The 26,100-nt window shown below is 61.1% G+C and carries 23 protein-coding genes; 15 read left to right on the forward strand and 8 right to left on the reverse strand.

Annotation, left to right across the window (positions count from 1 at the left end; genetic code table 11):
• Positions 1–147: 147 nt before the first annotated feature.
• Positions 148–2,325 carry a malate synthase G gene (locus tag BLO50_RS16890; protein ID WP_090255052.1) on the reverse strand — a complete coding sequence of 726 codons (2,178 nt, stop codon included), beginning with the start codon at positions 2,323–2,325 and terminating at the stop codon, positions 148–150.
• 298 nt (positions 2,326–2,623) lie between these two features.
• On the opposite strand from BLO50_RS16890, the gene BLO50_RS16895 reads away from it, so the two are divergent.
• Both BLO50_RS16895 and BLO50_RS16900 read left to right on the forward strand, forming a co-directional pair.
• Entirely contained in the window at positions 2,624–3,070 is a 447-nt protein-coding gene (locus BLO50_RS16895) for a GNAT family N-acetyltransferase (RefSeq protein ID WP_090255054.1), read from the forward strand.
• 21 nt (positions 3,071–3,091) lie between these two features.
• Entirely contained in the window at positions 3,092–3,610 is a 519-nt protein-coding gene (locus BLO50_RS16900; protein ID WP_090255057.1) for a glycine cleavage system transcriptional repressor, read from the forward strand.
• A gap of 355 nt (positions 3,611–3,965) precedes the next feature.
• On the opposite strand, the gene rarD is transcribed toward BLO50_RS16900, so the two are convergent.
• The 3 genes from rarD to BLO50_RS16915 all read right to left on the reverse strand — a co-directional run bounded on the left by rarD (position 3,966) and on the right by BLO50_RS16915 (position 6,981).
• A complete protein-coding gene (gene rarD / locus BLO50_RS16905) occupies positions 3,966–4,859 on the reverse strand; it encodes an EamA family transporter RarD (protein WP_090255059.1) in 894 nt (297 codons plus the stop codon).
• A 190-nt stretch (positions 4,860–5,049) separates the two neighbouring features.
• The gene (locus BLO50_RS16910) at positions 5,050–6,024 is read right to left on the reverse strand and encodes a serine/threonine protein kinase (protein WP_090255061.1); all 975 of its coding nucleotides are present in this window, start codon (positions 6,022–6,024) and stop codon (positions 5,050–5,052) included.
• 222 nt (positions 6,025–6,246) lie between these two features.
• Positions 6,247–6,981: a ComF family protein gene (locus BLO50_RS16915; RefSeq protein ID WP_090255063.1), complete on the reverse strand. Its 735-nt coding sequence runs from the start codon at positions 6,979–6,981 to the stop codon at positions 6,247–6,249.
• A gap of 80 nt (positions 6,982–7,061) precedes the next feature.
• Here BLO50_RS16915 and bioB point away from each other — a divergent pair, with 80 nt between their 5' ends.
• The 11 genes from bioB (at position 7,062) to BLO50_RS16970 (ending at position 20,201) form a co-directional block, all read left to right on the forward strand.
• A complete protein-coding gene (gene bioB / locus BLO50_RS16920; protein WP_090255065.1) occupies positions 7,062–8,117 on the forward strand; it encodes a biotin synthase BioB in 1,056 nt (351 codons plus the stop codon).
• A gap of 98 nt (positions 8,118–8,215) precedes the next feature.
• Positions 8,216–9,397, forward strand: coding sequence for an 8-amino-7-oxononanoate synthase (gene bioF / locus BLO50_RS16925; RefSeq protein WP_090255067.1), 1,182 nt, complete (start codon positions 8,216–8,218; stop codon positions 9,395–9,397).
• Entirely contained in the window at positions 9,390–10,121 is a 732-nt protein-coding gene (locus BLO50_RS16930; protein ID WP_090255069.1) for an alpha/beta fold hydrolase, read from the forward strand. The genes bioF and BLO50_RS16930 overlap by 8 nt, the downstream gene beginning before the upstream one ends.
• Entirely contained in the window at positions 10,114–10,920 is an 807-nt protein-coding gene (gene bioC, locus BLO50_RS16935) for a malonyl-ACP O-methyltransferase BioC (RefSeq protein ID WP_090255071.1), read from the forward strand. The genes BLO50_RS16930 and bioC overlap by 8 nt, the downstream gene beginning before the upstream one ends.
• A 61-nt stretch (positions 10,921–10,981) precedes the next feature.
• Complete coding sequence (gene bioD, locus BLO50_RS16940) at positions 10,982–11,671, forward strand: dethiobiotin synthase (protein ID WP_090255073.1); 690 nt, start codon at positions 10,982–10,984, stop codon at positions 11,669–11,671.
• A gap of 96 nt (positions 11,672–11,767) precedes the next feature.
• Complete coding sequence (locus BLO50_RS16945; RefSeq protein WP_090255075.1) at positions 11,768–12,067, forward strand: hypothetical protein; 300 nt, start codon at positions 11,768–11,770, stop codon at positions 12,065–12,067.
• A 66-nt stretch (positions 12,068–12,133) separates the two neighbouring features.
• The gene (locus BLO50_RS16950) at positions 12,134–12,910 is read left to right on the forward strand and encodes a putative metalloprotease CJM1_0395 family protein (protein ID WP_090255077.1); all 777 of its coding nucleotides are present in this window, start codon (positions 12,134–12,136) and stop codon (positions 12,908–12,910) included.
• A gap of 165 nt (positions 12,911–13,075) precedes the next feature.
• Positions 13,076–14,881, forward strand: coding sequence for a phenylacyl-CoA dehydrogenase (locus tag BLO50_RS16955; RefSeq protein WP_090255079.1), 1,806 nt, complete (start codon positions 13,076–13,078; stop codon positions 14,879–14,881).
• Positions 14,882–15,054: 173 nt separating this feature from the next.
• On the forward strand, positions 15,055–16,344 hold the full coding sequence (locus BLO50_RS16960; protein ID WP_090255186.1) for a GGDEF domain-containing protein: 1,290 nt from the start codon (positions 15,055–15,057) through the stop codon (positions 16,342–16,344).
• Between the two features lie 110 nt (positions 16,345–16,454).
• Positions 16,455–18,251, forward strand: coding sequence for an acyl-CoA dehydrogenase C-terminal domain-containing protein (locus BLO50_RS16965; RefSeq protein ID WP_090255081.1), 1,797 nt, complete (start codon positions 16,455–16,457; stop codon positions 18,249–18,251).
• 171 nt (positions 18,252–18,422) lie between these two features.
• On the forward strand, positions 18,423–20,201 hold the full coding sequence (locus tag BLO50_RS16970; protein ID WP_090255083.1) for an acyl-CoA dehydrogenase C-terminal domain-containing protein: 1,779 nt from the start codon (positions 18,423–18,425) through the stop codon (positions 20,199–20,201).
• A gap of 84 nt (positions 20,202–20,285) precedes the next feature.
• Here the strand turns inward: BLO50_RS16970 and BLO50_RS16975 are convergent, their stop codons facing one another.
• From BLO50_RS16975 to BLO50_RS16995, 4 genes are all read right to left on the reverse strand, one after another.
• The gene (locus BLO50_RS16975; RefSeq protein ID WP_090255085.1) at positions 20,286–20,942 is read right to left on the reverse strand and encodes an endonuclease I family protein; all 657 of its coding nucleotides are present in this window, start codon (positions 20,940–20,942) and stop codon (positions 20,286–20,288) included.
• Between the two features lie 367 nt (positions 20,943–21,309).
• Positions 21,310–21,717 carry a PaaI family thioesterase gene (locus tag BLO50_RS16985; RefSeq protein ID WP_090255088.1) on the reverse strand — a complete coding sequence of 136 codons (408 nt, stop codon included), beginning with the start codon at positions 21,715–21,717 and terminating at the stop codon, positions 21,310–21,312.
• A gap of 28 nt (positions 21,718–21,745) precedes the next feature.
• Positions 21,746–22,624, reverse strand: coding sequence for an alpha/beta hydrolase family protein (locus tag BLO50_RS16990; RefSeq protein ID WP_090255091.1), 879 nt, complete (start codon positions 22,622–22,624; stop codon positions 21,746–21,748).
• Positions 22,621–23,211, reverse strand: a complete 591-nt coding sequence (locus BLO50_RS16995; RefSeq protein WP_090255093.1) for a TetR/AcrR family transcriptional regulator — start codon at positions 23,209–23,211, stop codon at positions 22,621–22,623. Before BLO50_RS16995 ends, BLO50_RS16990 begins: the two co-directional genes overlap by 4 nt.
• A 194-nt stretch (positions 23,212–23,405) precedes the next feature.
• On the opposite strand from BLO50_RS16995, the gene BLO50_RS17000 reads away from it, so the two are divergent.
• Positions 23,406–24,002 carry a LemA family protein gene (locus tag BLO50_RS17000; protein WP_090255095.1) on the forward strand — a complete coding sequence of 199 codons (597 nt, stop codon included), beginning with the start codon at positions 23,406–23,408 and terminating at the stop codon, positions 24,000–24,002.
• Positions 24,003–24,014: 12 nt separating this feature from the next.
• Positions 24,015–25,952, forward strand: a complete 1,938-nt coding sequence (locus tag BLO50_RS17005) for a M48 family metallopeptidase (RefSeq protein ID WP_090255098.1) — start codon at positions 24,015–24,017, stop codon at positions 25,950–25,952.
• Positions 25,953–26,100: the final 148 nt, after the last annotated feature.

Genomic DNA, 26,100 nt, shown 5'->3' on the forward strand with positions numbered 1-26,100 from the left:
TAGCCAATAAAGTGAGTATCTGCTTGAAATTGTCGAACAAAAGCGAGGCCGCCAGCCTGATGCAAGTCACTGTGCCTGTGCTTTGCTGGCGGCCAATAATAAAAAACCGCCCTGAAGGGCGGTTTTTTATGTGGCTACAGCTGCGGATTACAGGCCGTTGGCGGCTTTGAACTCGCGGCGGCGGCGGTGCAGGACCGGCTCGGTGTAGCCGTTCGGCTGCTTGGCGCCTTCGACCACCAGTTCCAGGGCGGCCTGGAAGGCGATGTTGCTGTCGAAGTTCGGTGCCAGCGGACGGTACAGCGGATCAGCTGCGTTCTGACGGTCAACCACCGGTGCCATGCGCTTGAGGCTGGCAACGATCTGCTCTTCAGTGGCGATGCCATGACGCAGCCAGTTGGCCAGCAGCTGGCTGGAGATGCGCAGGGTAGCGCGGTCTTCCATCAGGCCGACGTCATTGATATCCGGCACCTTGGAGCAGCCGACGCCCTGGTCGATCCAGCGCACTACATAACCAAGGATGCCCTGGGAGTTGTTGTCCAGTTCGTTCTGGATCTCGTCAGCCGACCAGTTGGTGTCCTTGGCCAGCGGGATGCTCAGGATGTCGTCGATGGACGCGCGCTCACGCTTGGCCAGTTCGGCCTGACGGGCGAACACGTCGACCTTGTGGTAGTGCAGCGCGTGCAGCGCGGCGGCGGTCGGCGACGGCACCCAGGCGGTGTTGGCGCCGGCCAGTGGGTGAGCGATCTTCTGCTCAAGCATGCCGGCCATCAGGTCGGGCATGGCCCACATGCCTTTACCGATCTGCGCGCGACCTTGCAGGCCGGTGGCCAGGCCGATGTCGACGTTCCAGTTCTCGTAGGCGCTGATCCACTTCTCGGACTTCATGGCGGCTTTACGCACCACGGCGCCAGCTTCCATGGAGGTGTGGATTTCGTCACCGGTGCGGTCGAGGAAGCCGGTGTTGATAAACACCACGCGCTCGCTGGCAGCCTTGATACAGGCTTTCAGGTTGACGGTGGTGCGGCGCTCTTCGTCCATGATGCCGACTTTCAGGGTGTTGCGAGTCAGGCCAAGGACATCTTCAACGCGACCGAAGATTTCGGTGGTGAAGGCCACTTCTTCCGGACCGTGCATCTTCGGCTTAACGATGTAGACCGAACCGGTGCGGGTGTTCTTGCGGCTGGTGTTGCCATTCAGGTTGTGGATGGCAATCAGGCTGGTGAACAGCGCGTCCTGGATGCCTTCCGGGATTTCGTTGCCTTGGGCATCGAGAATCGCCGGGTTGGTCATCAGGTGGCCGACGTTACGCACAAACAGCAGGCTGCGACCATGCAGGGTCAGTTCGCTACCGTCAGTCTTGGTGTAGACGCGATCCGGGTTCATGGTGCGGGTGAAGGTCTGGCCGCCTTTGACCACTTCTTCCGCCAGGTCGCCCTTCATCAGGCCGAGCCAGTTCTTGTAGATCACCACTTTGTCGTCGGCATCGACGGCCGCTACGGAATCTTCGCAGTCCATGATGGTGGTCAGCGCAGCTTCCATCAGCACGTCTTTAACGCCGGCAGCATCGGTCTGGCCGACCGGGGTGTTGGCGTCGATCTGGATTTCGAAATGCAGGCCGTTGTGCTTGAGCAGTACGGCGATAGGCGCATCGCTAGCGCCCTGGAAACCAACCAGTTGCGCGTCGTCACGCAGGCCGCTGTTGCTGCCGCCTTTGAGGCTGACAACCAGCTTGCCGGCTTCGATTCGGTAACCGGTGGAGTCGACATGGGAGCCAGCAGCCAGCGGCGCGGCTTCGTCGAGGAAGGCGCGGGCGAAGGCGATGACCTTGTCACCACGAACCTTGTTGTAGCCACGGCCTTTCTCGGCGCCGCCTTCTTCGCTGATCACGTCGGTGCCGTATAGGGCGTCGTACAGCGAACCCCAGCGGGCGTTGGAAGCGTTGAGGGCGAAACGCGCGTTCATCACCGGCACTACCAGCTGCGGGCCGGCCAGACGGGCGATTTCTTCGTCGACGTTCTGCGTGGTGGCCTGGAAGTCAGCCGGCTCTGGCAGCAGGTAACCGATTTCCTCAAGGAAGGCTTTGTAGGCAGCGGCGTCATGGGCCTGGCCTGCGCGGGCCTGGTGCCAGCCGTCGATCTGCGCCTGAATCGCATCGCGTTTGGCGAGCAGCGCACGGTTTTTCGGGGCCAGGTCATTGATGACCGCTTCGGCACCCGCCCAGAACTTGTCGGCAGCGATGCCGGTACCGGGGATGGCTTCGTTATTCACGAAGTCGAACAGCACTTTGGCAACCTGCAGGCTGCCTACTTGAACGCGTTCAGTCATCACTTGCCTCACTCTGCTCAGCTCTACTCAATAGCCGCGTCGGACATGGGAAATACGTCATGTAGTCCGAGGCGCGGCATACTACATCAAGATCCGGGGAAAATCAGTGGGTGCGCGTCGCTCTGCGACCAAGAAGTGCTTTGCAGTCACTGTGTGTGGCTTATTGTCGCGGTTAACTCTCAATATTGTTTCATAAAATATAAAAAACAGTACACAGTTTATTGCGCGTGTTTATCGATCTACTGCTACAGGCGCGCCTGCCTATACTGCTGCTCCACCGTTCTGGAGAGTGATCACCATGCATATACAGGCAGCCACTGCCGCAGATCTGGACGAACTGGCCGAGCTGTTTGGCGCGTATCTGCGCTTTTATGAGGTGGCCAAACCTCAGTCGCAGGTGCGGGATTTTCTCGCCGCGCGCCTGCGCAACAACGATTCGGTCATTCTGCTGGCCCGTGATGCGCAAGGTGCGGCGCAAGGCTTCGTCCAGCTCTATGCCTTTTTCTCTTCGCTGGCGCTGCAGCCAGCCTGGCTACTGAGTGACCTTTACGTCAGTGAGCAGGTGCGCCGCCAGGGTGTTGGCGAAGCGCTGATGAATGCCGCTCGCGCCCATGCCGAGGCCACAGGCTCATGCGGTTTGCAGTTGGAGACGGCAAAGAGCAATCTGCCAGGACAAGCCCTCTACGAACGCCTGGGTTATGTGCGTGATGAGGTGTTTTTTACCTATTGGCTGGCGCTCAAATAAGCCTCGTATAAGGAGTTGTTCATGGACCATCTGGTATTGACGGTTATTGCCCAGGATCAGCCGGGGCTGGTCGAGCGTATCGCCCAGTGCATCAGCGAGCACGGTGGTAACTGGCTGGAAAGCCGCATGTCGCGCATGGCCGGGCAGTTCGCCGGGATCCTGCGGGTGGATGTGCCGCTGGACGCGCATTCCGGCCTGGTCACAGCGCTGGAGGAATTGCAGGCCCATGGCATCCGTGTGCAGATCGCCGCAGGCGGCACCGAGCCGGTAACGGTTTGGCAGGCCATTCGCCTGGAGCTGGTGGGCAATGATCGTCCGGGCATCGTGCGCGATATCACCCGCCTGCTCAGCAGTCATGGGGTCAACCTGGAAAGCCTGAACACCGAAGTGGTGCCCGCGCCGATGAGCGGCGAGCTGCTCTTCCAGGCCCAGGCTGTGCTGGGCGTGCCGCAGAGCCTGAGCCTGGAGCAGTTGCAGACGCACCTGGAAACCCTGGCTGATGATCTGATGGTGGAACTGAAGCTGCAGGTTGAAGACTAGCAGGCCGTTGAAACTACCTGCGTTGGCAATCCGGCGTTAAAAACAGGCTCGGAATGCTCATTTGCACCAGCAAACTCCGCTTCCTCGCCTGTTTTTGCCTTGTCTTGCCTGCCTCGCCCACGTTTCAACAGCCAGCTAGAGCCGCTGTTTATCCACGATCCATGTGGATAACTCTGTGCGTAGCATGAGGAGCCCCGGAGCACTGCCTAGTGCCCCGGGGCTTTTTGCTAAGTGCTTATTTTTTAAGCACTTAGCAACTGGTTGTGCACAAAGGCCGGGGATGCTTCTGTGGATAAGCCGGGGGCAACTGGCTGCAGACCAGCGGCCTCGGGCGTTACAGGGTGCTGGTTGTTTTTTAGTCAGCCTGGCGTTTGCGCAGGCTCAGCCAGGCATCCACGCTGTAGATCGCCAGCCCCGTCCATATGCAGATAAACGCCAGCAGTTTGCTTGGGTCGAAATGTTCCCCGAACAGGAAGATCGCCTGCAGCAGCACTAGGGTTGGCGCCAGGTACTGCAGAAAGCCCAGGGTGGTGTAGGGCAGATGGCGGGCGGCGGCGTTGAAACACACCAGCGGCACCAAGGTGATCGGTCCGGCGGCGATCAGCCAGAGGGCTTCCGGGGTGCTCCAGAAATCGGCCTGGGTGCTCATCGCTACTGGGTGCATCAGCAGCCAGCCCAGTGCTAGTGGTAGCAGCAGCCAGGTTTCCACGACCAGGCCGGGCAGGGCAGCCACCGGCGCCTGCTTGCGAATCAGCCCGTAGAAACCGAAGGTCAGCGCCAGCACCAGGGATACCCAGGGAATGCTGCCGACCTGCCACAACTGTTGCAGCACACCCAGCGCGGCCAGGGCCACGGCCAGCCACTGCAGGCGACGCAGACGCTCGCCGAGAATCAGCATGCCCAGCAGCACGTTGACCAGCGGGTTGATGTAGTAGCCCAGGCTGGCTTCGAGCATGCGCTCGTTATTTACCGCCCACACATACACCAGCCAGTTGCTGGCGATCAGCACACCGCTCAAGGCCAGTACGGCAAAGCGTTTGGGATTATTGAGCAGCTCGCGCAGCCAACCGGGGTGCTTCCACACCAGCAGCAACAGCGCGCCGAACAGCGCGGACCAGAGTGCGCGATGGACGATGATTTCCAGCGCAGGCACGCTCTGGATAGCTTTGAAATAGAGCGGGAACAGGCCCCAGATGATGTAGGCGGTCAGGCCGAGAATATACCCGCGGCGCGGGTTGGCGGTGGCCATGCAGGGTCCTTGCTTAGGCTGCTAACGAGAGGCTTGCGATTCTAGTCGGCGCGGCGAGGGCTTGTCTGGATGGCCAGGATTTTCTTCGGCGCCCTAGGCCACTTGGCTGTAACAAAGACGTTACGGCGACAGGGCTAACTGTAGTGGTCAGCACCGTAGCCCGGACTGCATCCAGGCTATGCGCTTGGCATCAAAACAGCTTTAGCGGCTCTTCATCCAACGCCGACAGCTGCTCACGCAGGATCAGGATCTGATCGCCCCAGTAACGCTCGCTGCCAAACCAGGGGAAGCTCATGGGGAAGGCCGGGTCGTCCCAGCGGCGTGCCAGCCAGGCGCTGTAATGCATCAGGCGCAGGGTGCGCAGGCCTTCGATCAGCGGCAGCTCGCGCGGGTTGAAATCGTGAAACTCCTGATAGCCGTCCATCAGCTCCGACAGCTGGCCGAGGCGCTCGTGGCGGTCGCCAGCCAGCATCATCCACAAATCCTGCACTGCGGGGCCCATACGGCAGTCGTCGAGGTCGACCATATGGAAGGTCTCGTCGCGGCACAGCAGATTGCCCGGGTGGCAGTCGCCATGCAGACGAATCGCCTGTACTGGGTGAGCGGCGAACAGCGTATCCAGGCGCTTGAGCAGATCCCGCGCCACCGATTCGTAGGCCGGCAGCAGGCTGCGTGGAATAAAGTTGCCATCGAGCAGGGTGGCCAGCGATGCATGGCCGAAGTTGCTCACCTGCAAGGCCTCACGGTGGGCAAACGGCTTGAGTGAGCCGACCGCATGCAGGCGGCCAAGCAGTTGGCCGAGGCGATACAGCTGGTCGAGGTTGCCAGGCTCCGGCGCCCGGCCGCCTCGGCGCGGAAACAGGGCGAAGCGAAAGCCCTGGTAACAGAACAGGGTTTCGCCGTCGCGCACCAGTGGCGCAACCACCGGTACTTCGCATTCGGCCAGCTCGAAGGTGAAACTGTGCTCTTCGCGAATGGCTTCATCGGTCCAGCGGTCCGGACGGTAGAACTTGGCGATCAGCGGTGTCTCGTCCTCGATGCCCACCTGATAGACGCGATTTTCATAGCTGTTCAGCGCCAGTACGCGGGCGTCGCTGAGGTAGCCGATGCTCTCCACGGCATCCAGCACCAGGTCGGGTGTGAGTGCGGCAAATGGATGGGACATGGGTGACTCCAGCAGGTGGGCCGCAAAGTGTACCGCTTTGAGCCTGTCCAAAGTCTGCTGCGCGTCGGCCCTGCTGCGTTAAAAACAGGCTCGGAATGCTCATTTACACCAGTAAACTCCGCTTCCTCGCCGTTTTGACCAGCCGGAGGCTGTTACTACGTAGCGCCTTGCATGGCTCTAGCTCGCGAGCCTTTGAACAGGCTCTTTCCTGCAACTCATTACTCAGTCGCCTGGCTTCGGTGTGCGCGCCAGGCAGTACACATCAACCCGCGCCGCGCCGGCCTTCTTCAATAGGCGCGCCAGGCTTTCGGCGGTGGCGCCGGTGGTCAGTACATCATCGACCAGCGCCACATGCAGGCCGCTGACTGCACTGTTCGGCGCCAAGGCGAAGGCTTTACGCAGGTTGCGTTTACGGGTGGCCGCATCCAGCTGCTGTTGCGCCGGTGTGTCGATCACCCTCTGCAGCCAGTGTGCCTGTTGCGGCAGTTGTAGGCTGGCGCTCAGCCATTCAGCCAGCAGGCCAGCCTGGTTGAAGCCCCGTTGGCGTTGGCGTTTATTGGCCAGGGGCACAGGCAGCAGCAGGTCAGGCTTAGGCAGTCCTTCATCGAAGGCATGTTGCAGGTGATGTGACAAAAGCTCACCGAGCAGACGTCCCAATGGCCACTTGGCCTGATGCTTGAACCGGGTGATCAGGCTGTCGATGGGGAAGGCGTAGCGCCAAGGCACTTCGACTTTGCTAAAACTCGGCGGCTTCTTCAGGCAGGCCCCGCATACCAAGCCTTGGCTGGGCAGCGGCAGAGCGCAGACCTGGCAATGCCCGCCAAGCCAGGGCAGCTCGGCTTCGCAGCTGGTGCAGATGGCCAGCGCGGCGTCTGCGGCTTCATCGCAGAGCAGGCAGATTTGCTTGCTTTTTAACCAGTTGTAAACCGGGTGCTGTGAGTCGGGTTGACAGCGCATACGCCTTCCATAACTATGCCGAACATCCGTGTCGCGTCCGCTGAATCTAGCAGGACGCCGCCAACAATAAGGAATTACCGATGAGCGCCACTACCGCCGCCAACCTGCGTCACGACTGGACTCTGCATGAGGTCAAGGCGCTCTTCGAGCAACCGTTCAACGACCTGCTGTTCCAGGCGCAGACCGTGCACCGCGCGCATTTCGACCAGAACCGCGTGCAGGTTTCGACCCTGCTGTCGATCAAGACGGGTGCCTGCCCAGAAGACTGCAAGTACTGCCCGCAATCCGGCCACTACAACACCGGCCTGGAAAAGGAAAAGCTGCTGGAAGTGCAGAAAGTGCTGGAGGCCGCCGCCGAGGCCAAGGCCATTGGCTCCACCCGTTTCTGCATGGGTGCGGCGTGGAAGCACCCGTCGGCCAAAGACATGCCCTACGTGCTGAAAATGGTCGAGGGCGTTAAAGCCCTAGGCCTGGAAACCTGCATGACCCTGGGCAAGCTGGATAAAGAACAGACCCAGGCCCTGGCCGCCGCCGGCCTCGACTACTACAACCACAACCTCGACACCTCACCGGAGTTCTACGGCAACATCATCACCACCCGCACTTATGCCGATCGCCTGGAAACCCTGGCCTATGTGCGTGATTCGGGAATGAAGATCTGCTCCGGTGGCATCCTCGGCATGGGCGAGTCGCTGGACGACCGCGCTGGCCTGTTGATTCAGCTGGCCAACCTGCCGGAGCACCCGGAGTCGGTGCCGATCAACATGCTGGTGAAAGTCAAAGGCACGCCGCTGGCTGATGAGCAGGATGTCGATCCGTTCGACTTTATCCGCATGCTCGCCGTCGCGCGGATCATGATGCCGCAGTCGCATGTGCGCTTGTCCGCTGGCCGCGAGGCGATGAATGAGCAGATGCAGGCCCTGGCGTTCTTCGCCGGCGCCAACTCGATCTTCTACGGTGAGAAATTGCTGACCACCGCCAACCCGCAAGCCAACCAAGACATGCAGCTGTTCGCCCGCCTCGGCATCAAGCCGGAAGAGCGCGAAGAACATGCTGACGAAGTGCACCAGGCCGCCATCGAGCAGGCTCTGGTCGAACAGCGCGATTTCAAGCTGTTCTATAACGCCGCGGTCTAATCCCTTCGAACCGGTAGGAGCGGGCCATGCCCGCGAAGGTTGCGAACCTTTCGCGGGCATGGCCCGCTCCTACTTCCAAGCTCCTTGCTGAGGCTTGCATGCCCTTCGATCTGTCCGCCCGCCTTGCCGAACGGCGCACCGCCAACCTCTATCGCCAACGCCCCTTGCTCGAATCACCGCAGGGGCCGCTGGTGCAGGTCGATGGTCGGCAGCTGCTGGCCTTCTGTTCCAACGACTACCTCGGCCTGGCCAATCATCCGCAGGTGATCGAAGCCTGGCGCGCCGGCGCGGAGAAATGGGGTGTGGGCGGCGGTGCCTCGCATCTGGTGATCGGTCATAGCACCCCACATCACCAGCTCGAAGAAGCACTGGCCGAGTTCACCGGAAGACCTCGCGCCTTGCTGTTTTCCACCGGTTATATGGCCAACCTCGGTGCGGTCACCGCGCTGGTCGGGCAGGGCGATAGCGTGCTGGAGGATCGCCTTAACCACGCGTCCCTGCTGGATGCCGGCCTGCTCAGCGGCGCGCGGTTTTCCCGTTACCTGCATAACGATGGCGTCAGTCTGGCCAATCGCCTGCGCAAGGTCATCGGCAATACCCTGATCGTCACCGACGGCGTATTCAGCATGGACGGCGATCTGGCTGATCTGCCTTCACTGTGCGCCGAAGCGCGCCGTGCCAATGCCTGGGTGATGGTCGATGATGCCCACGGTTTTGGTCCACTGGGCGCCTCCGGCGGTGGCATTGTCGAGCACTTCGGCCTGGGCCTGGATGATGTGCAGGTGCTGGTCGGCACCCTGGGCAAGGCCTTCGGTACGGCTGGTGCATTTGTCGCCGGCAGTGACGACCTGATCGAAGCCTTGGTGCAGTTCGCCCGCCCCTATATTTACACCACCAGTCAGCCGCCGGCGTTGGCTTGCGCCACCCTGCAAAGCCTGGAATTGCTGCGCAGCGAGCACTGGCGGCGTGAGCACCTGAACGCCCTGATCAAGCGCTTCCGTGAAGGCGCACAGGCCATCGGTCTTGAGCTGATGGACAGCGCCACGCCGATTCAGCCGATTCTGATAGGCGACAGTGGCCGTGCGATGCAACTGTCACAGATGCTGCGCGAGCGCGGCCTGCTGGTGACGGCGATTCGTCCGCCAACCGTACCCGCCGGCAGTGCACGTTTGCGCGTAACCTTGTCCGCCGCACACAGCCTGGAACAGTTGGAGCTGCTGCTGGAGGCTTTGGCCGAATGCTGGCCGCTGCTGGGTGGTGAGGCGGCCGTACATGCGTGATCGACTGATTTTGCTTCCCGGCTGGGGGCTGGGCACTGCGCCCTTGCAGCCGCTGGCCGAGGCCTTACGCGGCCTCGATCCGCGCTTGCAGGTGCAGGTCGAACCGCTCCCTTTATTGGTTTCTAGCGACCCAGTCGACTGGCTGGACGAACTCGACGCCAACCTGCCAGAGGACGCCTGGCTTGGCGGCTGGTCCCTCGGCGGCATGCTTGCCGCTGAGCTGGCAGCGCGTCGGGGTGAACGTTGCAGCGGTCTGCTGACCCTGGCCAGTAACCTGCGTTTTGTCGCCGAGCCAAGCTGGTCTGCGGCTATGCCCGCCGAGACGTTTAAGGTTTTTCGTCAGGGCTGCGCTGCTGATGCGTCCGCTACCCTGAAGCGTTTCTCCCTGCTTTGCGCCCAAGGCGCTGCGGATGCCCGTGGCCTGTCGCGGCAGTTGCTCGGCGCGGCACCGCAACCACAGTCCGCCACACTGTTGGCCGTGCTGGATCTGCTTGCCAATCTGGATACGCGGACCTCGTTACAGACCTTTGCCGGCCCACAGTTGCATCTGTTCGCCGGCGCCGATGCACTGGTTCCTGCAAGTGCCGCGCAGGCCTTGCTGGAGTTGTTGCCAGATGTCGAAGTCGGCCTGATTGATAACGCCAGCCACGCCTTTGCCCTGGAGCGGCCGCATGAAATTGCCGCGGCGATTCAGGCCTTTCTGCACGAGGCCGGTGATGACTGATCTGGCCAATGATCCTCTCGGCGGCCTGCCGGACAAGCGCCAGGTGGCGGCATCCTTCTCCCGCGCGGCGCAAAGCTACGACAGCGTGGCGGCTCTGCAGCGCAACGTGGGTCAGCAGTTGCTGGCGCAGTTGCCGGCAGCGATCAGTCCGGTGCGTTGGCTCGATCTGGGTAGCGGTACCGGTTATTTCAGTCGCGCGCTGAGCGAGCGTTTTCCGGCCAGCCAGGGCGTAGCTGTAGATATCGCCGAAGGCATGCTGCAGCACGCTCGGCCGCTGGGTGGCGCGCAGCAGTTTATTGCCGGCGATGCCGAGCGCCTGCCGTTGCGCGATGCGTCTTGCGAGCTGCTGTTTTCCAGCCTGGCCTTGCAATGGTGTGCGGATTTTTCCGCGGTGCTCATTGAGGCCGCACGGGTCCTGCGCCCTGGTGGTGTGCTTGCGTTTAGCAGCTTGTGTGTCGGCACCCTGCAGGAGCTGCGCGACAGCTGGCAAGCGGTGGATGGCTTTGTCCACGTCAACCGTTTCCGCCGTTTCGAGGATTACCAGCGCCTGTGCGCTGGTAGCGGGTTGACCTGTGTAAGCCTGCAAACCACCCCGGAAACCCTTTACTACCCGGATGTGCGCAGCCTCACCCATGAACTGAAAGCCCTGGGCGCGCACAACCTCAACCCCGGTCGGCCCGGCGGTTTGACGGGGCGAGCGCGCATGCTGGCGCTGCTTAACGCCTATGAGCAGTTCCGTCAGCCACAAGGCCTGCCAGCGACCTATCAGGTGGTCTACGGCATATTGCGCAAGGGTTGAGATAACCCGCTTGCCCAGAGTTACTTCAGAACGTAGCCAATACCCCTCGTCAGAGATCGCTATGAGCCAAGCATTTTTCGTTACAGGCACCGACACCGAAATCGGCAAAACCACCATCGCCGCCGGGCTGCTGCACGCGGCACGAATGGCGGGGCTGTCGACTGCTGCGGCCAAACCGGTGGCATCCGGCTGCGTGCGCACAGTGGATGGCCTGCGCAACGACGACGCCCTGGCATTGCTCGGTGAGTGCACCCTGGCGCTGCGCTATGAAGAGGTCAATCCGCTGGCCTTCGAGCCGGCGATTGCCCCGCATCTGGCGGCGCGCGAGGTGAGTGTATTGCTGGATGTTGCCGCGTTGCAGGGGCCGGTACAGGCAATTCTGGACAAGCAGGCGGACTTTACTTTGGTCGAAGGGGCGGGCGGTTGGCGGGTGCCGTTGGCCGGTCAGGAAGCCCTGTCGGACCTGGCGATTGCTTTGCAGTTGCCGGTGATTCTGGTGGTCGGCGTGCGCCTGGGCTGCATCAATCAGGCGCTGCTCACTGCCGAGGCCATCCTGCGTGACGGCCTTCTGCTGGAGGGCTGGGTGGCCAATCTGGTCGATCCTCAGACCTCCCGGCTTGAGGACAATCTAGCCACCCTAGCCGAACGGCTATCAGCCCCCTGTCTGGGCTATGTTCCGCGCCTGGCCGAAGCCACGCCGGCTGCGGTTTCTGGCTACCTCAACCTCGATCTATTGCACCGCGCGCTATAAGCAGGCCAAGTGCCATAGCTTTTTGCTTGTACGTTTTTCGAGCAACTTCTGCTTCAATTGAAGCTGTTAGTGGTTTGCCATAGCGGGAGCTTGGACATGGAAATTTCAGGAAGCGCCTTCAACTCGGGCATCAGCACCATTCAGTCTGGCCAGCGCCGGGTCGATCAGGCTGCGGCGGATATCGCCAGCAATGCGCTGGGTCCGCAACCGCAGCCAACTTCTGCGCCGCCAGCTAATCAGGTTAACCCTTCGCCGAGTTCGGCCGAGCAGTCGCGCCCTGATCTGGCGGAAAGCCTGGTCGCTTTGCGCCAAGGCCAAAATGAGGCGGAAGCCGGCGCCAAGGTGGTCAAAACCGCTGACGAAGTGCTCGGTACCCTGATCGATACAACGGCCTGAGTCGCCCGCCCCGAGCGTTCTCATGCCTGGTAATGAGGCAGCAACTGCGGGGCGAGGAGTCATTGCATGCAGATTGGCGGCGCATCGTCTTATCCTGCGCCTGCAGCCACGTTACTGCCGGCCCGTCTTCTTGCGTCCAATATTTCCCCTGATGTATCCCCGGACATCACCCGCGCCGCTCAGTCGCCGGTAACCGCCGCCCAGCCACTGGCCGATGAGCAGTCGGCTTCGGCGCGTGAAGAAGCGGATAAACCTGCCGACGCCTCGACCAATCCCGAAAACGCGAAAAGCCGCGAAGGCGAGCCCAGCCCTCAGCAGCGTCTTGAGCAACTGGAAATCGCCAAGCTGGTCAGCCGTGATCAGGAAGTGCGCACCCACGAGCAGGCGCATGCCGCCGTCGGTGGCCGCTATGCCGGCGCGCCGAGCTACACCTATGAACGCGGCCCGGATGGCAAACGCTACGCGGTGGGTGGTGAGGTCGGCATCGACACCAGCCCCATTCCGAACGACCCGGAAGCCACCTTGCGCAAGATGGAGGTTGTCATCCGTGCTGCACTGGCGCCCGCAGAGCCCTCTGCGCAGGATCGTCAGGTGGCCGCGCAAGCTCAGTTGCAGATGGCCGAGGCCCGTGTCGAGCTGGCACAACAGCAGCGCAGTGAGGTTGAGGCCGCCCGTGAGGCGCGTGCCGAGCAACGCAGCAAAGAGGAAGAGCCGCCGTCGGACGAGGAAGAGAAATCAACCGCGCCCGCCCAGCAGGATTTGCCACCATCCCCTAGTCTTGATCTGTACAAGCAGCTCAGCGGGTTGCAGGCGCCGGCCCCGATTGTCGATCTGGTGGCCTGAACGGCACGTGGGGTGCTTGACATTAAATAGGCATAAACGTATGTTTCAAACGATTGTTTGATTAGCTCGATTGCCAAGGGGCAGGCGAGCGCCGGGATTGCTCCCGAAACCGACCGAATACCCGGTCACCTACACACTAAGAATCCACCGCAGAGGTTAACCGCTATGCCTGATTACAAGGCCCCCTTGCGTGATATCCGTTTCGTACGCGACGAACTGCTCGGTTACGAAGCGCATTATCAGAGCCTGCCTGGCTGCCAGGACGCTACTCCGGACATGGTTGACGCCATCCTTGAAGAAGGCGCCAAGTTCTGTGAGCAAGTGCTGTCGCCACTGAATCGTGTAGGTGACACCGAAGGTTGCACCTGGTCCCCGGAAGGCGTGAAAACCCCTACCGGCTTTAAAGAAGCCTATCAGCAGTATGTTGAAGGCGGCTGGCCGAGCCTGGCGCACGACGCTGACCATGGCGGCCAAGGCCTGCCTGAGTCGCTGGGTCTGGTGCTGAGCGAAATGGTGGGTTCGTCCAACTGGTCGTGGGGCATGTACCCAGGCCTGTCGCACGGTGCGATGAACACCATTGCCGAACACGGCACCGATGATCAGAAGCACACCTACCTGACCAAGCTGGTTTCCGGCGAGTGGACTGGCACCATGTGCCTGACCGAGCCACATTGCGGCACCGACTTGGGCATGCTGCGCACCAAGGCTGAGCCGCAAGCTGACGGCACCTACAAAGTGTCCGGCACCAAGATCTTCATCTCCGCTGGCGAACACGACATGGCCGATAACATCGTCCACATCGTTCTGGCCCGCCTGCCCGATGCGCCGCAAGGCACCAAAGGTATTTCGCTGTTCATCGTGCCGAAGTTCTCGGTCAACGCTGACGGCTCTGTTGGCGCACGGAATGCCGTTTCCTGTGGCTCGATCGAGCACAAGATGGGCATCCACGGTAACGCTACCTGCGTGATGAACTTTGACGGCGCCACCGGTTTCCTGATCGGCCCAGCCAACAAAGGCCTGAACTGCATGTTCACCTTTATGAACACGGCTCGTCTGGGTACTGCTCTGCAAGGTCTGGCTCACGCTGAAATCGGTTTCCAGGGTGGTCTGAAGTACGCTCGCGAGCGTCTGCAGATGCGTTCGTTGACTGGCCCGAAAGCGCCGGACAAAGCCGCTGACCCGATCATCGTCCACCCGGACGTACGTCGCATGCTGCTGACCATGAAAGCCTTCGCTGAAGGCAACCGTGCGATGGTGTACTTCACTGCCAAGCAAGTGGACATCGTCAAATACAGCAAAGACGAAGCCGAGAAGAAAGCCGCAGACGAACTGCTGGCCTTCCTGACGCCAATCGCCAAAGCCTTCATGACTGAAGTCGGCTTCGAAGCCGCCAACCACGGCATGCAGATCTACGGTGGCCACGGCTTTATCGCCGAGTGGGGCATGGAGCAGAACGTTCGCGACTGCCGTATCTCGATGATGTACGAAGGCACCACTGGTATTCAGGCACTCGACCTGCTGGGTCGTAAGATTCTGATGACTCAAGGCGGCGCGCTGAAGAACTTCACCAAGATCGTGCACAAGTTCTGCCAGACCAACGAAGCTAACGACGCCATCAAAGGCTTGGTTGAGCCGTTGGCCAAGCTGAACAAAGAGTGGGGCGACATCACCATGAAAGTGGGCATGGCCGCTATGAAAGACCGTGAAGAAGTCGGTGCCGCTTCGGTGGATTACCTGATGTACTCCGGTTATGCCTGCCTGGCTTACTTCTGGGCCGACATGGCTCGCCTGGCTGCTGAGAAGATTGCTGCCGGTGCTGAAGACGAGGCGTTCTACAAAGCCAAGCTGCAGACCGCCAACTTCTACTTCGCCCGTATTCTGCCGCGTACCCGTATGCACGTAGAGGCGATGCTGTCTGGCGCCAACAACCTGATGGACATGGCTGAAGAGAACTTCGCCCTGGGCTACTAAGCCTTCGTCCGATTAGGTCAAAGAAACCGCTGCCCTTGGGCGGCGGTTTTTTTATGGGGCAAATAAAACGCGCCAGCTCGCTTGTCGATTTGTCGTTAGGTTCCATGCGCAACGCGCGCGTTACAGGCAAACTGCGCGACGTTATCCACTTTTATCGTGGTGTGGAGCCTGTCTTGTCGCGTCTTGCTGCTGTGCGCTTCAGTCATTTTCTGCCGTCGCTGCTGCTGCTGCTTGGCGGTGTGCTGTTGGCGCGGTTGGCTGTGCTGAGCGAGTTCTTCACCTCGCTGTTCAACGTGCTGCCCACCCTCCTGCTGTTACTCGGCGGCGCCTTTTGCCTGGTGTATGGCCGCCAACGCGAAGTGTTTCTGCTGCTGACGCTGTACCTCGCTTACTTCCTGCTGGATACCCAGGTTGATCATTTTCGTGCCACAGGGCAGGTGCGCAGTGATGCGGCGCTGATCTTCCATCTGTGCAGCCTGTTGTTGCCGCTGCTCTACAGCCTCTACGCGGCCTGGCTGGAACGTACCCATCTGCTGCAGGACCTGATTGCCCGTGCAGCGGTTCTGCTGGCAGTCGGTGCGGTGGCGGTGGGCCTGGCGCAGCGCTTTCCCGATGCGCTGCTGCATTGGTTATCGCGTGTGCGCTGGCCGGCGTTGCAGGTTGAGTGGTTGACGCTGGTGCAGCTGGCTTATCCGGTGTTTATCCTCGGCCTGATCCTCCTGGCAGTGCAGTACCTGCGGGCGCCAAGGCCGTTGCATGCGGCCCAGCTGCTTGGCTTGTGCGGCGTGCTATGGATGTTGCCGAACACCTTTATCCAGCCCAATGCGCTGAATGTGATGAGCAGTCAGGTCATGCTGATATTGGTGGCAGCCTTGGCTCACGAGGCCTATCAGATGGCCTTCCGTGACGAGCTTACGGGCCTGCCGGGACGACGTGCACTGAATGAGCGCTTGCAGCGCTTGGGCCGCAGTTATGTGATCGCCATGGCCGACGTCGATCACTTCAAGAAATTCAACGACACCCATGGTCACGATGTCGGTGATCAGGTCCTGCGCCTGGTCGCCGCTCAGCTGCGCAAGATCGGTGGCGGGGGCAAGGCCTACCGCTATGGCGGCGAGGAATTCACCCTGGTGTTCCCTGGCAAAACGCTTGAAGAGTGCCTGCCCCACCTTGAAGTGGTGCGCCAGGCCATTGAGACCTACCGCATTCAGTTGCGCGACAAACAGCAGCGCCCGCGGGACGACAAGCAAGGTCGGGCGCGGCGGGCTGGCAGTGCTGCCAATCAGGTGTCGGTGACGGTCAGCATGGGCGTGGCCGAACGCGGGGTGGAACAGCGTAATCCGGATGAGGTGCTCAAGGCCGCTGACCAGGCGTTGTATAACGCCAAGGGCGCCGGCCGTAACTGTGTACGCAGTTACGGCCAGCGTCGCGGTGCGGTCAAGCTGGTTAACGTGCGGGGTTAAACGCGCCGGCTAATGGCAGTGTATTCAGCATTTGCACGGTGATTGTTGGCGCGCCGCATGAGCCGTAGCGTAGTGCGCTAACCCACGCTCTAGCTGACGGAGAACCCAGCATGCCCGAGTACAAAGCCCCCCAGCGCGATATGCAGTTTCTGATCGACGAAGTTTTCGATTTTCACGCGAGCTATGCCGTGATGGGTGCCAGCGATGCCACCCCGGACATGGTCAGCGCCATTCTGGCCGAGGGCGCCAAATTCTGTGAGCAGGTGCTGGCGCCATTGAATCGCTCAGGCGATGAAGAAGAGTGCCAGATTAACAATGGCGTGGTGACCACGCCTGCGGGTTTCAAGGAAGCCTTTGCTCAGTATGTGGAGGGCGGCTGGAATGGACTCTCCGCTGATACGGCCTATGGTGGCCAAGGGTTACCGTCTTCATTGGGGTTAATCATCAGTGAGATGGTGGGTTCCAGTAACCTGTCCTGGGGCATGTACCCGGGCCTGACCCACGGCGCGATGTCGGCCATTCACGCCCATGGCACTGAAGCACAGAAACAGACTTACCTGAGCAAACTCACCGAAGGCCGTTGGACTGGCACCATGTGCCTGACTGAAGCCCACTGCGGCACCGACCTGGGGCTGATTAAAACCCGCGCCGTGCCTCAGGCCGATGGCAGCTATGCGGTGACCGGCAGCAAGATATTTATCTCGGCTGGCGAGCACGATATGAGTGAAAACATCGTGCACCTGGTCTTGGCCAAGCTGCCTGACGCGCCGGCGGGCACCAAAGGCATCTCGCTGTTTATCGTGCCCAAGTTCCTGCCCGATGCTGAAGGTCAGGCCGGGGCGCGCAATGGCGTCAGCTGCGGCTCGATCGAACACAAGATGGGCATCAAGGCGTCTGCCACCTGCGTGATGAACTTCGACAGCGCCACCGGTTACCTGATTGGCGAGGCCAACAAAGGCCTTAACTGCATGTTCACCATGATGAACCATGCGCGCCTTGGCACCGGTATGCAGGGGCTGTGTCTGGGTGAAACCAGCTTCCAGGGCGCGATCAAGTACGCGACTGATCGCCTGCAGATGCGTGCGCTGACCGGGCCGAAAGCCCCGGATAAGGCCGCCGACCCGATCATCGTGCACCCTGATGTGCGGCGCATGCTGCTGACCATGAAGGCGTTCAACGAAGGCAACCGTGCGCTGGCCTATTTCACCGCACAGCTGATCGATCAAGCCCACAGCGGTACCAGTGCCGAACAGCGTGAGGAAGCCGAGAACCTGCTGGCCTTCCTGACTCCGATCTGCAAAGCCTTTATGACCGAAACCGGCCTGGAGGTGACCAACCATGGCATGCAGGTATTCGGTGGCCACGGGTTTATCCGCGAGTGGGGCATGGAGCAGCTGGTTCGCGACTGCCGCATTGCCCTGATCTACGAAGGCACTAACGGTATCCAGGCGCTCGACCTGTTGGGGCGCAAGGTGCTGAGTAGCCAGGGTAAGTTGCTGCGCGGGTTTACCAAAATCGTGCATAAATTCTGCGAAGTGCAGGCCGAGCATCCGCAGCTCAAGGGCTATGTCGCTCAGCTGGCCACGCTGAATCAGCAGTGGGGCACACTGACTCAGAAAATTGGCATGGCGGCCATGAAGAACCCGGACGAAGTCGGGGCGGCGTCGATGGACTACCTGATGTACTCCGGCTACGTCATCCTGGCCTACTTCTGGTTGCGCATGGCGCTGGTCGCCGAGCAGCAGTTGGCGGCGGGCGCGAGTGATGCTGCGTTCTATCAGGCCAAGTTGGCCACCTGCGAGTTTTACTTCAAGCGCTTGTTGCCGCGTACCGCGACTCACCTGGCCGGTGCCGAAGCCGGCAGTGAATGCTTGATGCGTTTGCCCGCCGAGCATTTCGCGCTCTGACGGACGGTACGTGTAGGTAAAGGCCCGCCACTTGGCGGGTTTTTACTGTGTGTGGCCGACTGAATGGGTTGTGACTGTTCGGTCTGTACGCGACGCTATGTGTCTAAAAAGTTGTTCGGTTAGACTTTCTGCACATCTGTATACCTGTTGCTTCGCTCGAGGATTTACCCCATGGCCGACTACAAAGCTCCCCTGCGCGATATGCGCTTCGTGCTCAATGAAGTGTTTGAAGTTTCCAAGCTGTGGGCCCAGTTGCCGGCCCTGGCTGAAGTGGTTGATGAAGACACGGCTGCGGCCATTCTCGAAGAAGCGGGCAAGGTCACCGGCGGCGTCATTGCTCCGTTGAACCGCAGCGGTGACGAAGAAGGTTGCTCCTGGGCCGATGGTGCGGTGAAAACCCCAGCCGGCTTCCCTGAGGCTTACCAGACTTATGCCGATGGCGGCTGGGTTGGTGTTGGTGGTGACCCGGTATTCGGCGGCATGGGCATGCCCAAGGTGATTTCGGCCCAGGTCGAGGAAATGGTCAACTCGGCCAACCTGTCCTTCGGCCTGTACCCGATGCTGACCGCCGGTGCTTGCCTGTCGATCAACGCCCACGCCAGCGAAGAGCTGAAAGAAAAATACCTGCCGAACATGTACTCCGGCGTTTGGGCGGGCTCCATGTGCCTGACCGAGCCGCACGCCGGCACTGACCTGGGCATCATTCGCACCAAGGCCGAGCCGCAAGCTGACGGCAGCTTCAAGATCAGCGGCACCAAAATTTTCATCACCGGCGGTGAGCACGACCTGACCGAAAACATCATCCACCTGGTGTTGGCCAAGCTGCCGGACGCACCGGCTGGCCCGAAAGGCATCTCGCTGTTCCTGGTGCCGAAAGTCATGGTCAATGACGACGGTTCGCTGGGTGAGAAAAACGCCCTGTCCTGCGGCTCGATCGAACACAAGATGGGCATCAAGGCCTCGGCCACCTGCGTGATGAACTTCGACGGCGCCACCGGCTGGATCGTCGATGCGCCGAACAAAGGCCTCGCAGCGATGTTCACCATGATGAACTACGAGCGTCTGGGCGTCGGCATTCAGGGCCTTTCCCTGGGTGAGCGCAGCTACCAGAATGCTGTGGAATACGCCCGCGACCGTATCCAGAGCCGTGCGCCGACCGGCCCGGTGGCTAAAGACAAAGCCGCTGATCCGATCATCGTGCATCCCGACGTGCGCCGCATGCTGCTGACCATGAAAGCCCTGAACGAAGGCGGCCGTGCCTTCTCCAGCTATGTGGCTATGCAATTGGACACCGCCAAGTACAGCGAAGACGCCACCACCCGCAAGCGCGCCGAAGAACTGGTCGCCCTGCTGACGCCCGTGGCCAAAGCCTTCCTCACCGACATGGCGCTGGAAACCACCGTGCACGGCCAGCAGATCTTTGGCGGTCACGGCTTTATCCGCGAGTGGGGCCAAGAGCAGCTGATCCGCGACTGCCGCATCACTCAGATCTACGAAGGCACCAACGGCATTCAGGCGCTCGACCTGGTTGGCCGTAAAGTGGTCGGCAGCGGCGGTGCGTTCTACAAGCACTTCGCTGAAGAGATCAAAGCCTTCACCGACAGCGCCGACGCCTCGCTGGCCGAGTTCGTCAACCCGCTGAAAGACGCCATCGCCAACCTGGAACTGATGACCAGCGACCTGCTGGAGCGCGCCAAGGCCAACCCGAATGAAGTCGGCGCCGCCTCGGTCGAGTACCTGCAAGTGTTCGGTTATACCGCCTACGCCTACATGTGGGCGTTGATGGCCCGTACCGCGCTGGCCAAGCAGGATCAGGACGAGTTCTACGTGAGCAAGCTAGGTACCGCGCGCTTCTTCTTCGCCCGCTTGTTGCCGCGTATCCACTCGCTGACCGCTTCGGTCAAAGCCGGTAGCGAGTCGCTGTACCTGCTGGATGCTGCGCAGTTCTAAGGCGTTCGGTATGACAAAAAAACCGGCCTAAGTGCCGGTTTTTTTGTGCCTGGGATCAGTGCTCAGCGGCTGTGTGCGGGGCTCTCAGTTATTGATCAACTGCTCAACCAGTTCCGGATTGTCGATAAAGCGGTTACGCGTGCCTTGCAGGCTGGCAATCTTGTCGTTGCGCGCTTTTTCCTCGGCATCGGGTGGGTCCATCTGGTGCCACTTCTTGTACACCTGCACCTGACCAACAATCGGTAGGGCATATTCCACGTGCATATAGAAAATCGCCCGGGCCACATTGCCCTTGGCTTCATCGCGCGGCTCCACTAGCTGGAAGCTGGTTTTCATGTCGCAGCCGATGTCGTCGAACTTGCTCGGCACGCTGTCATCTAGCTCACCGAACTGCGCATTGCGCCGAACCAGTTCCACGCGGGTGAGTGCTGGGTAGAGGTTGTGCAGGTCCGAAGCCATGAAGACGTAACGCGGATTCATGATCCCGCACTGACGGTCGGTGATGCAGCGCAGCGAGCTTTTCAGCTGTTTGCTGCTGTATATCGGGCTGGCTTTGAGTTGGCCGCTTTCTTCCGTGAAGGCTTTGCCGCAATACAGTGTGCTGCCACCCTGGCCATACAGCTGACTCCAGAATAACTGCGTCGCGGCCTTGGGATCAGAAAGCTGGTTTTGCCCGTTGGCGGATGCCAGTGAGCTGAGGGTGGCTGTCAGGCAGCCGATGGCGAAAAGCAATGAGCGCATGTGTGGCCCCAGTGACCGCCGTTGACGGGGTCTGTTGTTTTTGTAAGACAAGATCGAGTCTAACAAGACCTGCGTCACAAAATAAAGCCGAGCGTTTGCTCGGTTTTACTCAAGAAGCGGTTGTGTAGGCTATGGCTTACACGGCGTGCTGTAGATCGCCACTATGCCGAGTTCCTCGCACTGGCTAATCTGCTCCCCGTGGACGTCGCGCAGGAAGCGCACTTTAGCAACAAGGATACGTGGGACAGCTGCCAGGACGGCAAGCAGATCAAGGATGTCAGCAAACAGTCTGCAAAGACCCCGCAATGCGGGGTTTTCTTTTTTATGGCGTTCGCCAAACCGCAGAACCCTTCTCGACCTACCGAACCTACTGTGTGACCACGCTGAATACCGCGCTGGCACGGGCAATCCGCACTGACTCAACCACAACGTAGCAATTGGCAAACGCCAGGCTTTTGCCGACCTTTTGCACATCGGTTTCCAGGGTTATCCAGTCGCCGCGTTTGGCGATGCCGGCGTAGTCGATGGTCAGGCTGCTGGTGACGATTGGCGTGGGCGGTTCCTCGGCGAAGGCGCTGTTATAGCCCAGTGCTACGTCGGCCAGGCTGCTGAGCACGCCGCCATGCACCAGACCGCGGGCGTTGCAGTGTTTCTCTTCGGCCCATAAGCCAATCACCAGGCCCTTATCGGTGCGCTGGTTGTATATGGGCCCCAGCAAATCGAGAAAGGGGCTGCTGCGAAACAATCGGGTAAAGCCCTCGGGAACCATGCTCATCAGCGATACCTTCTGTGTTGTGGGCTCGTCAGGCGGCTTGGCGCTGCGCCTGCAACGCGGCGAACCAGTTCAGTGTTTCATCCCACAACGCCTGCGCCGCAGGACGGAAGTAGCCCATATGGCCAATGGCGCCGATGCTGGCGGCTGAATCGATGGTGCGCGCTTGATAGGGCGCGGCGCTGTAAGCCGCCATAAAGGCATCGCGCGAGGCGGGCGGGGCCCACAGGTCATCCAGGGCATTGGCGGCAATGATCGGCGTGCTGACCTTGGCAAAGCGTTCGGCCAGGCCCGGCATCTGCGGGTCCTCGAAGAAGTAGCGCGGGTAGCGGCACCAGCGCTTCCACTGGGTGTAGACCCCCAGCGGCAAATCCTCGCCCATGCCCAGGGTGCTCCAGGCCAGGTAGCCTTTGTAACGGGTCATCAATGGGCCAATCAGGCGCCACATAGTCAGCACGCGCAGCTGCTCGGTCTTGGGCATCCAGCCGTGCCAGCCAGCACCGGTGCCGAAGGTGTAGAACCCCTGGACCTGATCATGGTTCGGCAGCAGGCCAAAGGCATGTCCGCCAAAGGAGTGACCGACCATATACAGCGGTCGTTGTGGGTGGCGGTGTTGGTCGACAGCGGCCGCCAGATCGAGGTGCGCCCAATCCAGGTAATCCATAGCAAAGCCGCGCAGGCTGGCCGGTTTCGATTGACCGATGCCGCGATAATCGAGGGTCAGGGTGCTGTAACCGCGCTGCGCGGCATATTCGGCAAAACGTCGGTAGAAACCCTGGGGCACGCCGGTGGCGCCGGCAATCACCAGCTGCGCGACCGGTTCCGGGGCGTGATACAGCGTGGCGGTCAGCGGGTAACCGTCGAGTGCTGGCAACTGCACGGTCTCGCTAAGAATGGCTGGGGTATTCATGGGCGGACTCCTCCCGGAAGCTGTTCGTGGGTCAGGTTGAACAGGGCAGTGGCGGCGCGCTTGAGCGGCTCGCTGCTGCCGGCCACGCGGGCTTGCAGCAGCCCGCCTTCATACAGCGCGACAAACAGCGCGGCGAGGTTGTCGGCCTGTTCGCTGGGGTAACCGTAGGCGTGCAGTTGCTGGCTCAGTGCCTGGCGCACAGCGGTGAAGCTGCGCTGCAGAGCGGCGCGGATTTCTACATCCTCCGGGCCGCTTTCCAGCGCGATGGTGGCCAGCGGGCAGCCACGCTCAAACTGGCTGTTCTCCAGCTGCTGCAGTGCACCTTGCAACCAGTGGTGCATGGCCTTGAGTGGGTCGCTTCGTTGGCTGAAAAGTTGGGCAAACAGGCTGTCGATAGTGCGGCTGATGTGGTCAATTGCGGCCACTGCCAGCTCGCTTTTACCGCCGGGGAAGTGGTGATAGAGGCTGCCCTTGGGCGCGCCGGCAATGTCCAAAAGCTCATTCAGACCAACGCCATGCAGCCCCTTGCGTTGCAAGGCGTCGGCCATGGCGTGAATGAGCTTGTCGCGGGTCGAGATCTTTTTCATAGGCTAAATATATAGACCGGTCGGTCTACTTTGCCAAGGGTTTTCTGCCTCATAACCGGGCGATATGACAAGGCATCACTTGGATTGGTCGCGTGCCTGCCCTGGGTGTGCGACCCGCGTGCAGCGGTGAGCAGTCGCTTCACCGCTTTTCCGCTACCATCTGCGTTCTTTCGCATGCTGATAAGGATTTCCCCATGTCCATTTCCACGCTGATTTTCCTGGCGGTTCTCGCGGCACTGATTTTTTACGTGATTGGCATCTACAACCAGTTGGTGACCCTGCGTAATCGCTTCCAGAACGCCTTTGCGCAGATCGAGGTGCAGCTCAAACGCCGTTATGACCTGATCCCCAATCTGGTGGAAACCGCCAAGGGTTATATGGCGCATGAGCGCGAGACGCTGGAGGCGGTGATTGCCGCGCGCAACAACGCCGTGACCGGGCTCAAGGCCGCATCCGCGCAGCCGGGCAATGCGCAGAGCATGGCGCAGCTGGGCGGCGCGGAAGGGCTGCTCAACAGTGCCTTGGGTCGCTTGAACGTGACGCTTGAGGCTTACCCGGATCTCAAGGCCTCGGCGAATATGCAGCAGCTCAGTGAAGAGTTGAGCAGCACCGAGAACAAGGTGGCCTTTGCCCGCCAGGCGTTCAACGATGCGGTAATGGCTTACAACACCTACAAGCAGGCATTCCCACCGGTGCTGCTGGCCGCCAGCTTTGGCCACGCCCAGGACGCCAGCCTGTTGGAGTTCGCCGACAGTGCGGCGATTCAGGAAGCGCCGAAGGTGTCGTTCTAAGGATCCCCAGGGATGAACTTCTTCGAGCAACAGGATCGCGCCCGACGTAACAGCGGGCGTTTGCTGGTCCTGATGATACTGGCAGTACTCAGTCTGATCGGCCTGACCAGCTTGGCGTTGGGTGTGGTCTGGCAGGTATTCGGTCCTGACCCACAGTCTCTGGGCATGCTGGATGGTCCGCGCACGTTACTGCCCAGCGGGCCGCAGGTGGCGATGGTCGCCCTGGCCGTAATCGGTGTGGTGCTGCTGGGCAGCCTCTACAAGAGCTTGCAGCTCAGCCGTGGCGGTCAGGCGGTGGCCGAACGGCTGGGTGGGCGTTTGATCAACCTCGCGCCGCAGAGCCTGGAAGAACAGCGCCTGCTTAATGTGGTAGAGGAGATGGCTCTGGCCTCGGGCACCCCGGTGCCGCCGGTGTATGTGCTGGATGATGTGGGGATCAATGCCTTTGCCGCCGGCTTGACGCCGCAGGATGCGGTGATCGGGATTACCCGCGGGGCAATCAGCCTGCTCTCGCGTGAAGAGCTGCAGGGGGTGATTGCCCACGAGTTCAGCCATATTTTCCACGGCGATATGCGCCTCAACACACGCTTGGTCGCAGTGCTGCACGGCATTCTGCTGCTGGGGCTTATCGGTGGGTTTCTGCTGCGCAGCAGCTCCCGTGGCAGTTCGCGTTCCAGCCGTAACAATTCGGCGGCAGCGATCATTGCGGTCGGCGCTACCTTGTGGCTGTTGGGCTATGCCGGGACGTTCTTCGGCAGCTTGATCAAGGCTGCCGTAAGTCGACAGCGCGAGTTTCTCGCCGATGCTTCGGCCGTGCAGTTCACCCGCAATCCGCAGAGCATTGCCGGAGCGCTGCAGAAGATCGGGGGCAACCAGTACGGTTCGCAATTGCGCGCCGGGCATGCGGCCGAGTTCAGTCATATGTACTTCGCCGCCGGTATCAGCAGGGCGCTGGAGGGCATGCTGGCGACCCATCCGCCACTGGAAGAGCGGATTCGTCGCGTCACGCCGGAGTGGGATGGGCGCTACCCGGATGTCTCGATCCTCAGTCTGCTGCCTACCAATGCCACGGCAAACCAACCTGCTGTGGCCCAGGGCTGGGATCAGGCCCTGACCGGCTTTAGCGCCGCCTCGGCCACGGCGGCCATCGCCAGCATTGGCGAGCCACGTGCGGCCCACCTGCAGCAGGCGCATAAAGTGCTGGATGAATTGCACCCGGCGCTGCGTCAGGCGGCGCACCACGGCAGCGGCGCCCAGGCCTTACTTTATGGTTTGCTGCTGGCGCCAACGGCGCCCTTGCGTGACCAGCAACTGCAGATGCTCAAGCCACTGCTCAGCGCCGAGCTGATGGAGCATGTGCAGGCGCTGGAACAACCGCTGCGGCAGCTGCCAGGCAACCAGCGGCTGACCCTGCTGGACCTGGCCATGCCGGCGCTCAAGCAGCTGGGCGCCGAGCAGGCGGCTGGGTTGTGTGCGGTGATGGCGCGGCTGATTCGTGCCGATGGCCAGGTTGAGCTGCTGGAATGGACCTTGCTGCGCATCGTCGAGCGCAACTTGGCTCCCAGTCGGCGGCTCAGTGGGCATTTCCACCTGCTGGAAGTGTTGGATGACGCGCAGGTGTTGCTGTCGTTTCTGGCCCATGCCGGCACTGTTCCGACGGATCAGGCGCAAGCAGCGTTGGCAAAGGCGGCGAGCGAATTGCCATACACCGTGCTCAACCTGTTGCCGGCAACGCAGTGCGATCTGAAAGCCCTGGAGGCTGCGCTCAAACGGCTCAACCAGCTGCAGCCCTTGCAGAAGCCGCGTCTGCTCAAGGCCATGGCGCGCTGCATCGAGCATGACGGGCGCATCGAGGTGGCCGAGGCCGAGTTGCTGCGTGCCGTGGCTGACCTGCTGGATTGCCCGATGCCGCCGCTGTTGCACACGACCACCGGGCCGCTGGCGGGTTGACGTCGACGGCTTCACGGTGGAGTCTGAACCGGCAGGCTCCGCGCGGTCATCAACCTGTCACGTCGGTCGCCGATGCTGAGGTCATAGCAACTAGATCTGCCCCTCGGCCGATTGGCCACTTGTTTACTGCCTCCTGACCTCAACCGTC

Source organism: Pseudomonas peli (assembly GCF_900099645.1).
Classification (GTDB): Bacteria; Pseudomonadota; Gammaproteobacteria; order Pseudomonadales; family Pseudomonadaceae; genus Aquipseudomonas; species Aquipseudomonas peli.

Coding starts and splice junctions, on each gene's coding strand:
- BLO50_RS16890 (WP_090255052.1), bottom strand. CDS start 2,325: ATGACTGAACGCGTTCAAGTAGGCAGCCTGCAGGTTGCCAAAGTGCTG.
- BLO50_RS16895 (WP_090255054.1), top strand. CDS start 2,624: ATGCATATACAGGCAGCCACTGCCGCAGATCTGGACGAACTGGCCGAG.
- BLO50_RS16900 (WP_090255057.1), top strand. CDS start 3,092: ATGGACCATCTGGTATTGACGGTTATTGCCCAGGATCAGCCGGGGCTG.
- rarD (WP_090255059.1), bottom strand. CDS start 4,859: ATGGCCACCGCCAACCCGCGCCGCGGGTATATTCTCGGCCTGACCGCC.
- BLO50_RS16910 (WP_090255061.1), bottom strand. CDS start 6,024: ATGTCCCATCCATTTGCCGCACTCACACCCGACCTGGTGCTGGATGCC.
- BLO50_RS16915 (WP_090255063.1), bottom strand. CDS start 6,981: ATGCGCTGTCAACCCGACTCACAGCACCCGGTTTACAACTGGTTAAAA.
- bioB (WP_090255065.1), top strand. CDS start 7,062: ATGAGCGCCACTACCGCCGCCAACCTGCGTCACGACTGGACTCTGCAT.
- bioF (WP_090255067.1), top strand. CDS start 8,216: ATGCCCTTCGATCTGTCCGCCCGCCTTGCCGAACGGCGCACCGCCAAC.
- BLO50_RS16930 (WP_090255069.1), top strand. CDS start 9,390: ATGCGTGATCGACTGATTTTGCTTCCCGGCTGGGGGCTGGGCACTGCG.
- bioC (WP_090255071.1), top strand. CDS start 10,114: ATGACTGATCTGGCCAATGATCCTCTCGGCGGCCTGCCGGACAAGCGC.
- bioD (WP_090255073.1), top strand. CDS start 10,982: ATGAGCCAAGCATTTTTCGTTACAGGCACCGACACCGAAATCGGCAAA.
- BLO50_RS16945 (WP_090255075.1), top strand. CDS start 11,768: ATGGAAATTTCAGGAAGCGCCTTCAACTCGGGCATCAGCACCATTCAG.
- BLO50_RS16950 (WP_090255077.1), top strand. CDS start 12,134: ATGCAGATTGGCGGCGCATCGTCTTATCCTGCGCCTGCAGCCACGTTA.
- BLO50_RS16955 (WP_090255079.1), top strand. CDS start 13,076: ATGCCTGATTACAAGGCCCCCTTGCGTGATATCCGTTTCGTACGCGAC.
- BLO50_RS16965 (WP_090255081.1), top strand. CDS start 16,455: ATGCCCGAGTACAAAGCCCCCCAGCGCGATATGCAGTTTCTGATCGAC.
- BLO50_RS16970 (WP_090255083.1), top strand. CDS start 18,423: ATGGCCGACTACAAAGCTCCCCTGCGCGATATGCGCTTCGTGCTCAAT.
- BLO50_RS16975 (WP_090255085.1), bottom strand. CDS start 20,942: ATGCGCTCATTGCTTTTCGCCATCGGCTGCCTGACAGCCACCCTCAGC.
- BLO50_RS16985 (WP_090255088.1), bottom strand. CDS start 21,717: ATGAGCATGGTTCCCGAGGGCTTTACCCGATTGTTTCGCAGCAGCCCC.
- BLO50_RS16990 (WP_090255091.1), bottom strand. CDS start 22,624: ATGAATACCCCAGCCATTCTTAGCGAGACCGTGCAGTTGCCAGCACTC.
- BLO50_RS16995 (WP_090255093.1), bottom strand. CDS start 23,211: ATGAAAAAGATCTCGACCCGCGACAAGCTCATTCACGCCATGGCCGAC.
- BLO50_RS17000 (WP_090255095.1), top strand. CDS start 23,406: ATGTCCATTTCCACGCTGATTTTCCTGGCGGTTCTCGCGGCACTGATT.
- BLO50_RS17005 (WP_090255098.1), top strand. CDS start 24,015: ATGAACTTCTTCGAGCAACAGGATCGCGCCCGACGTAACAGCGGGCGT.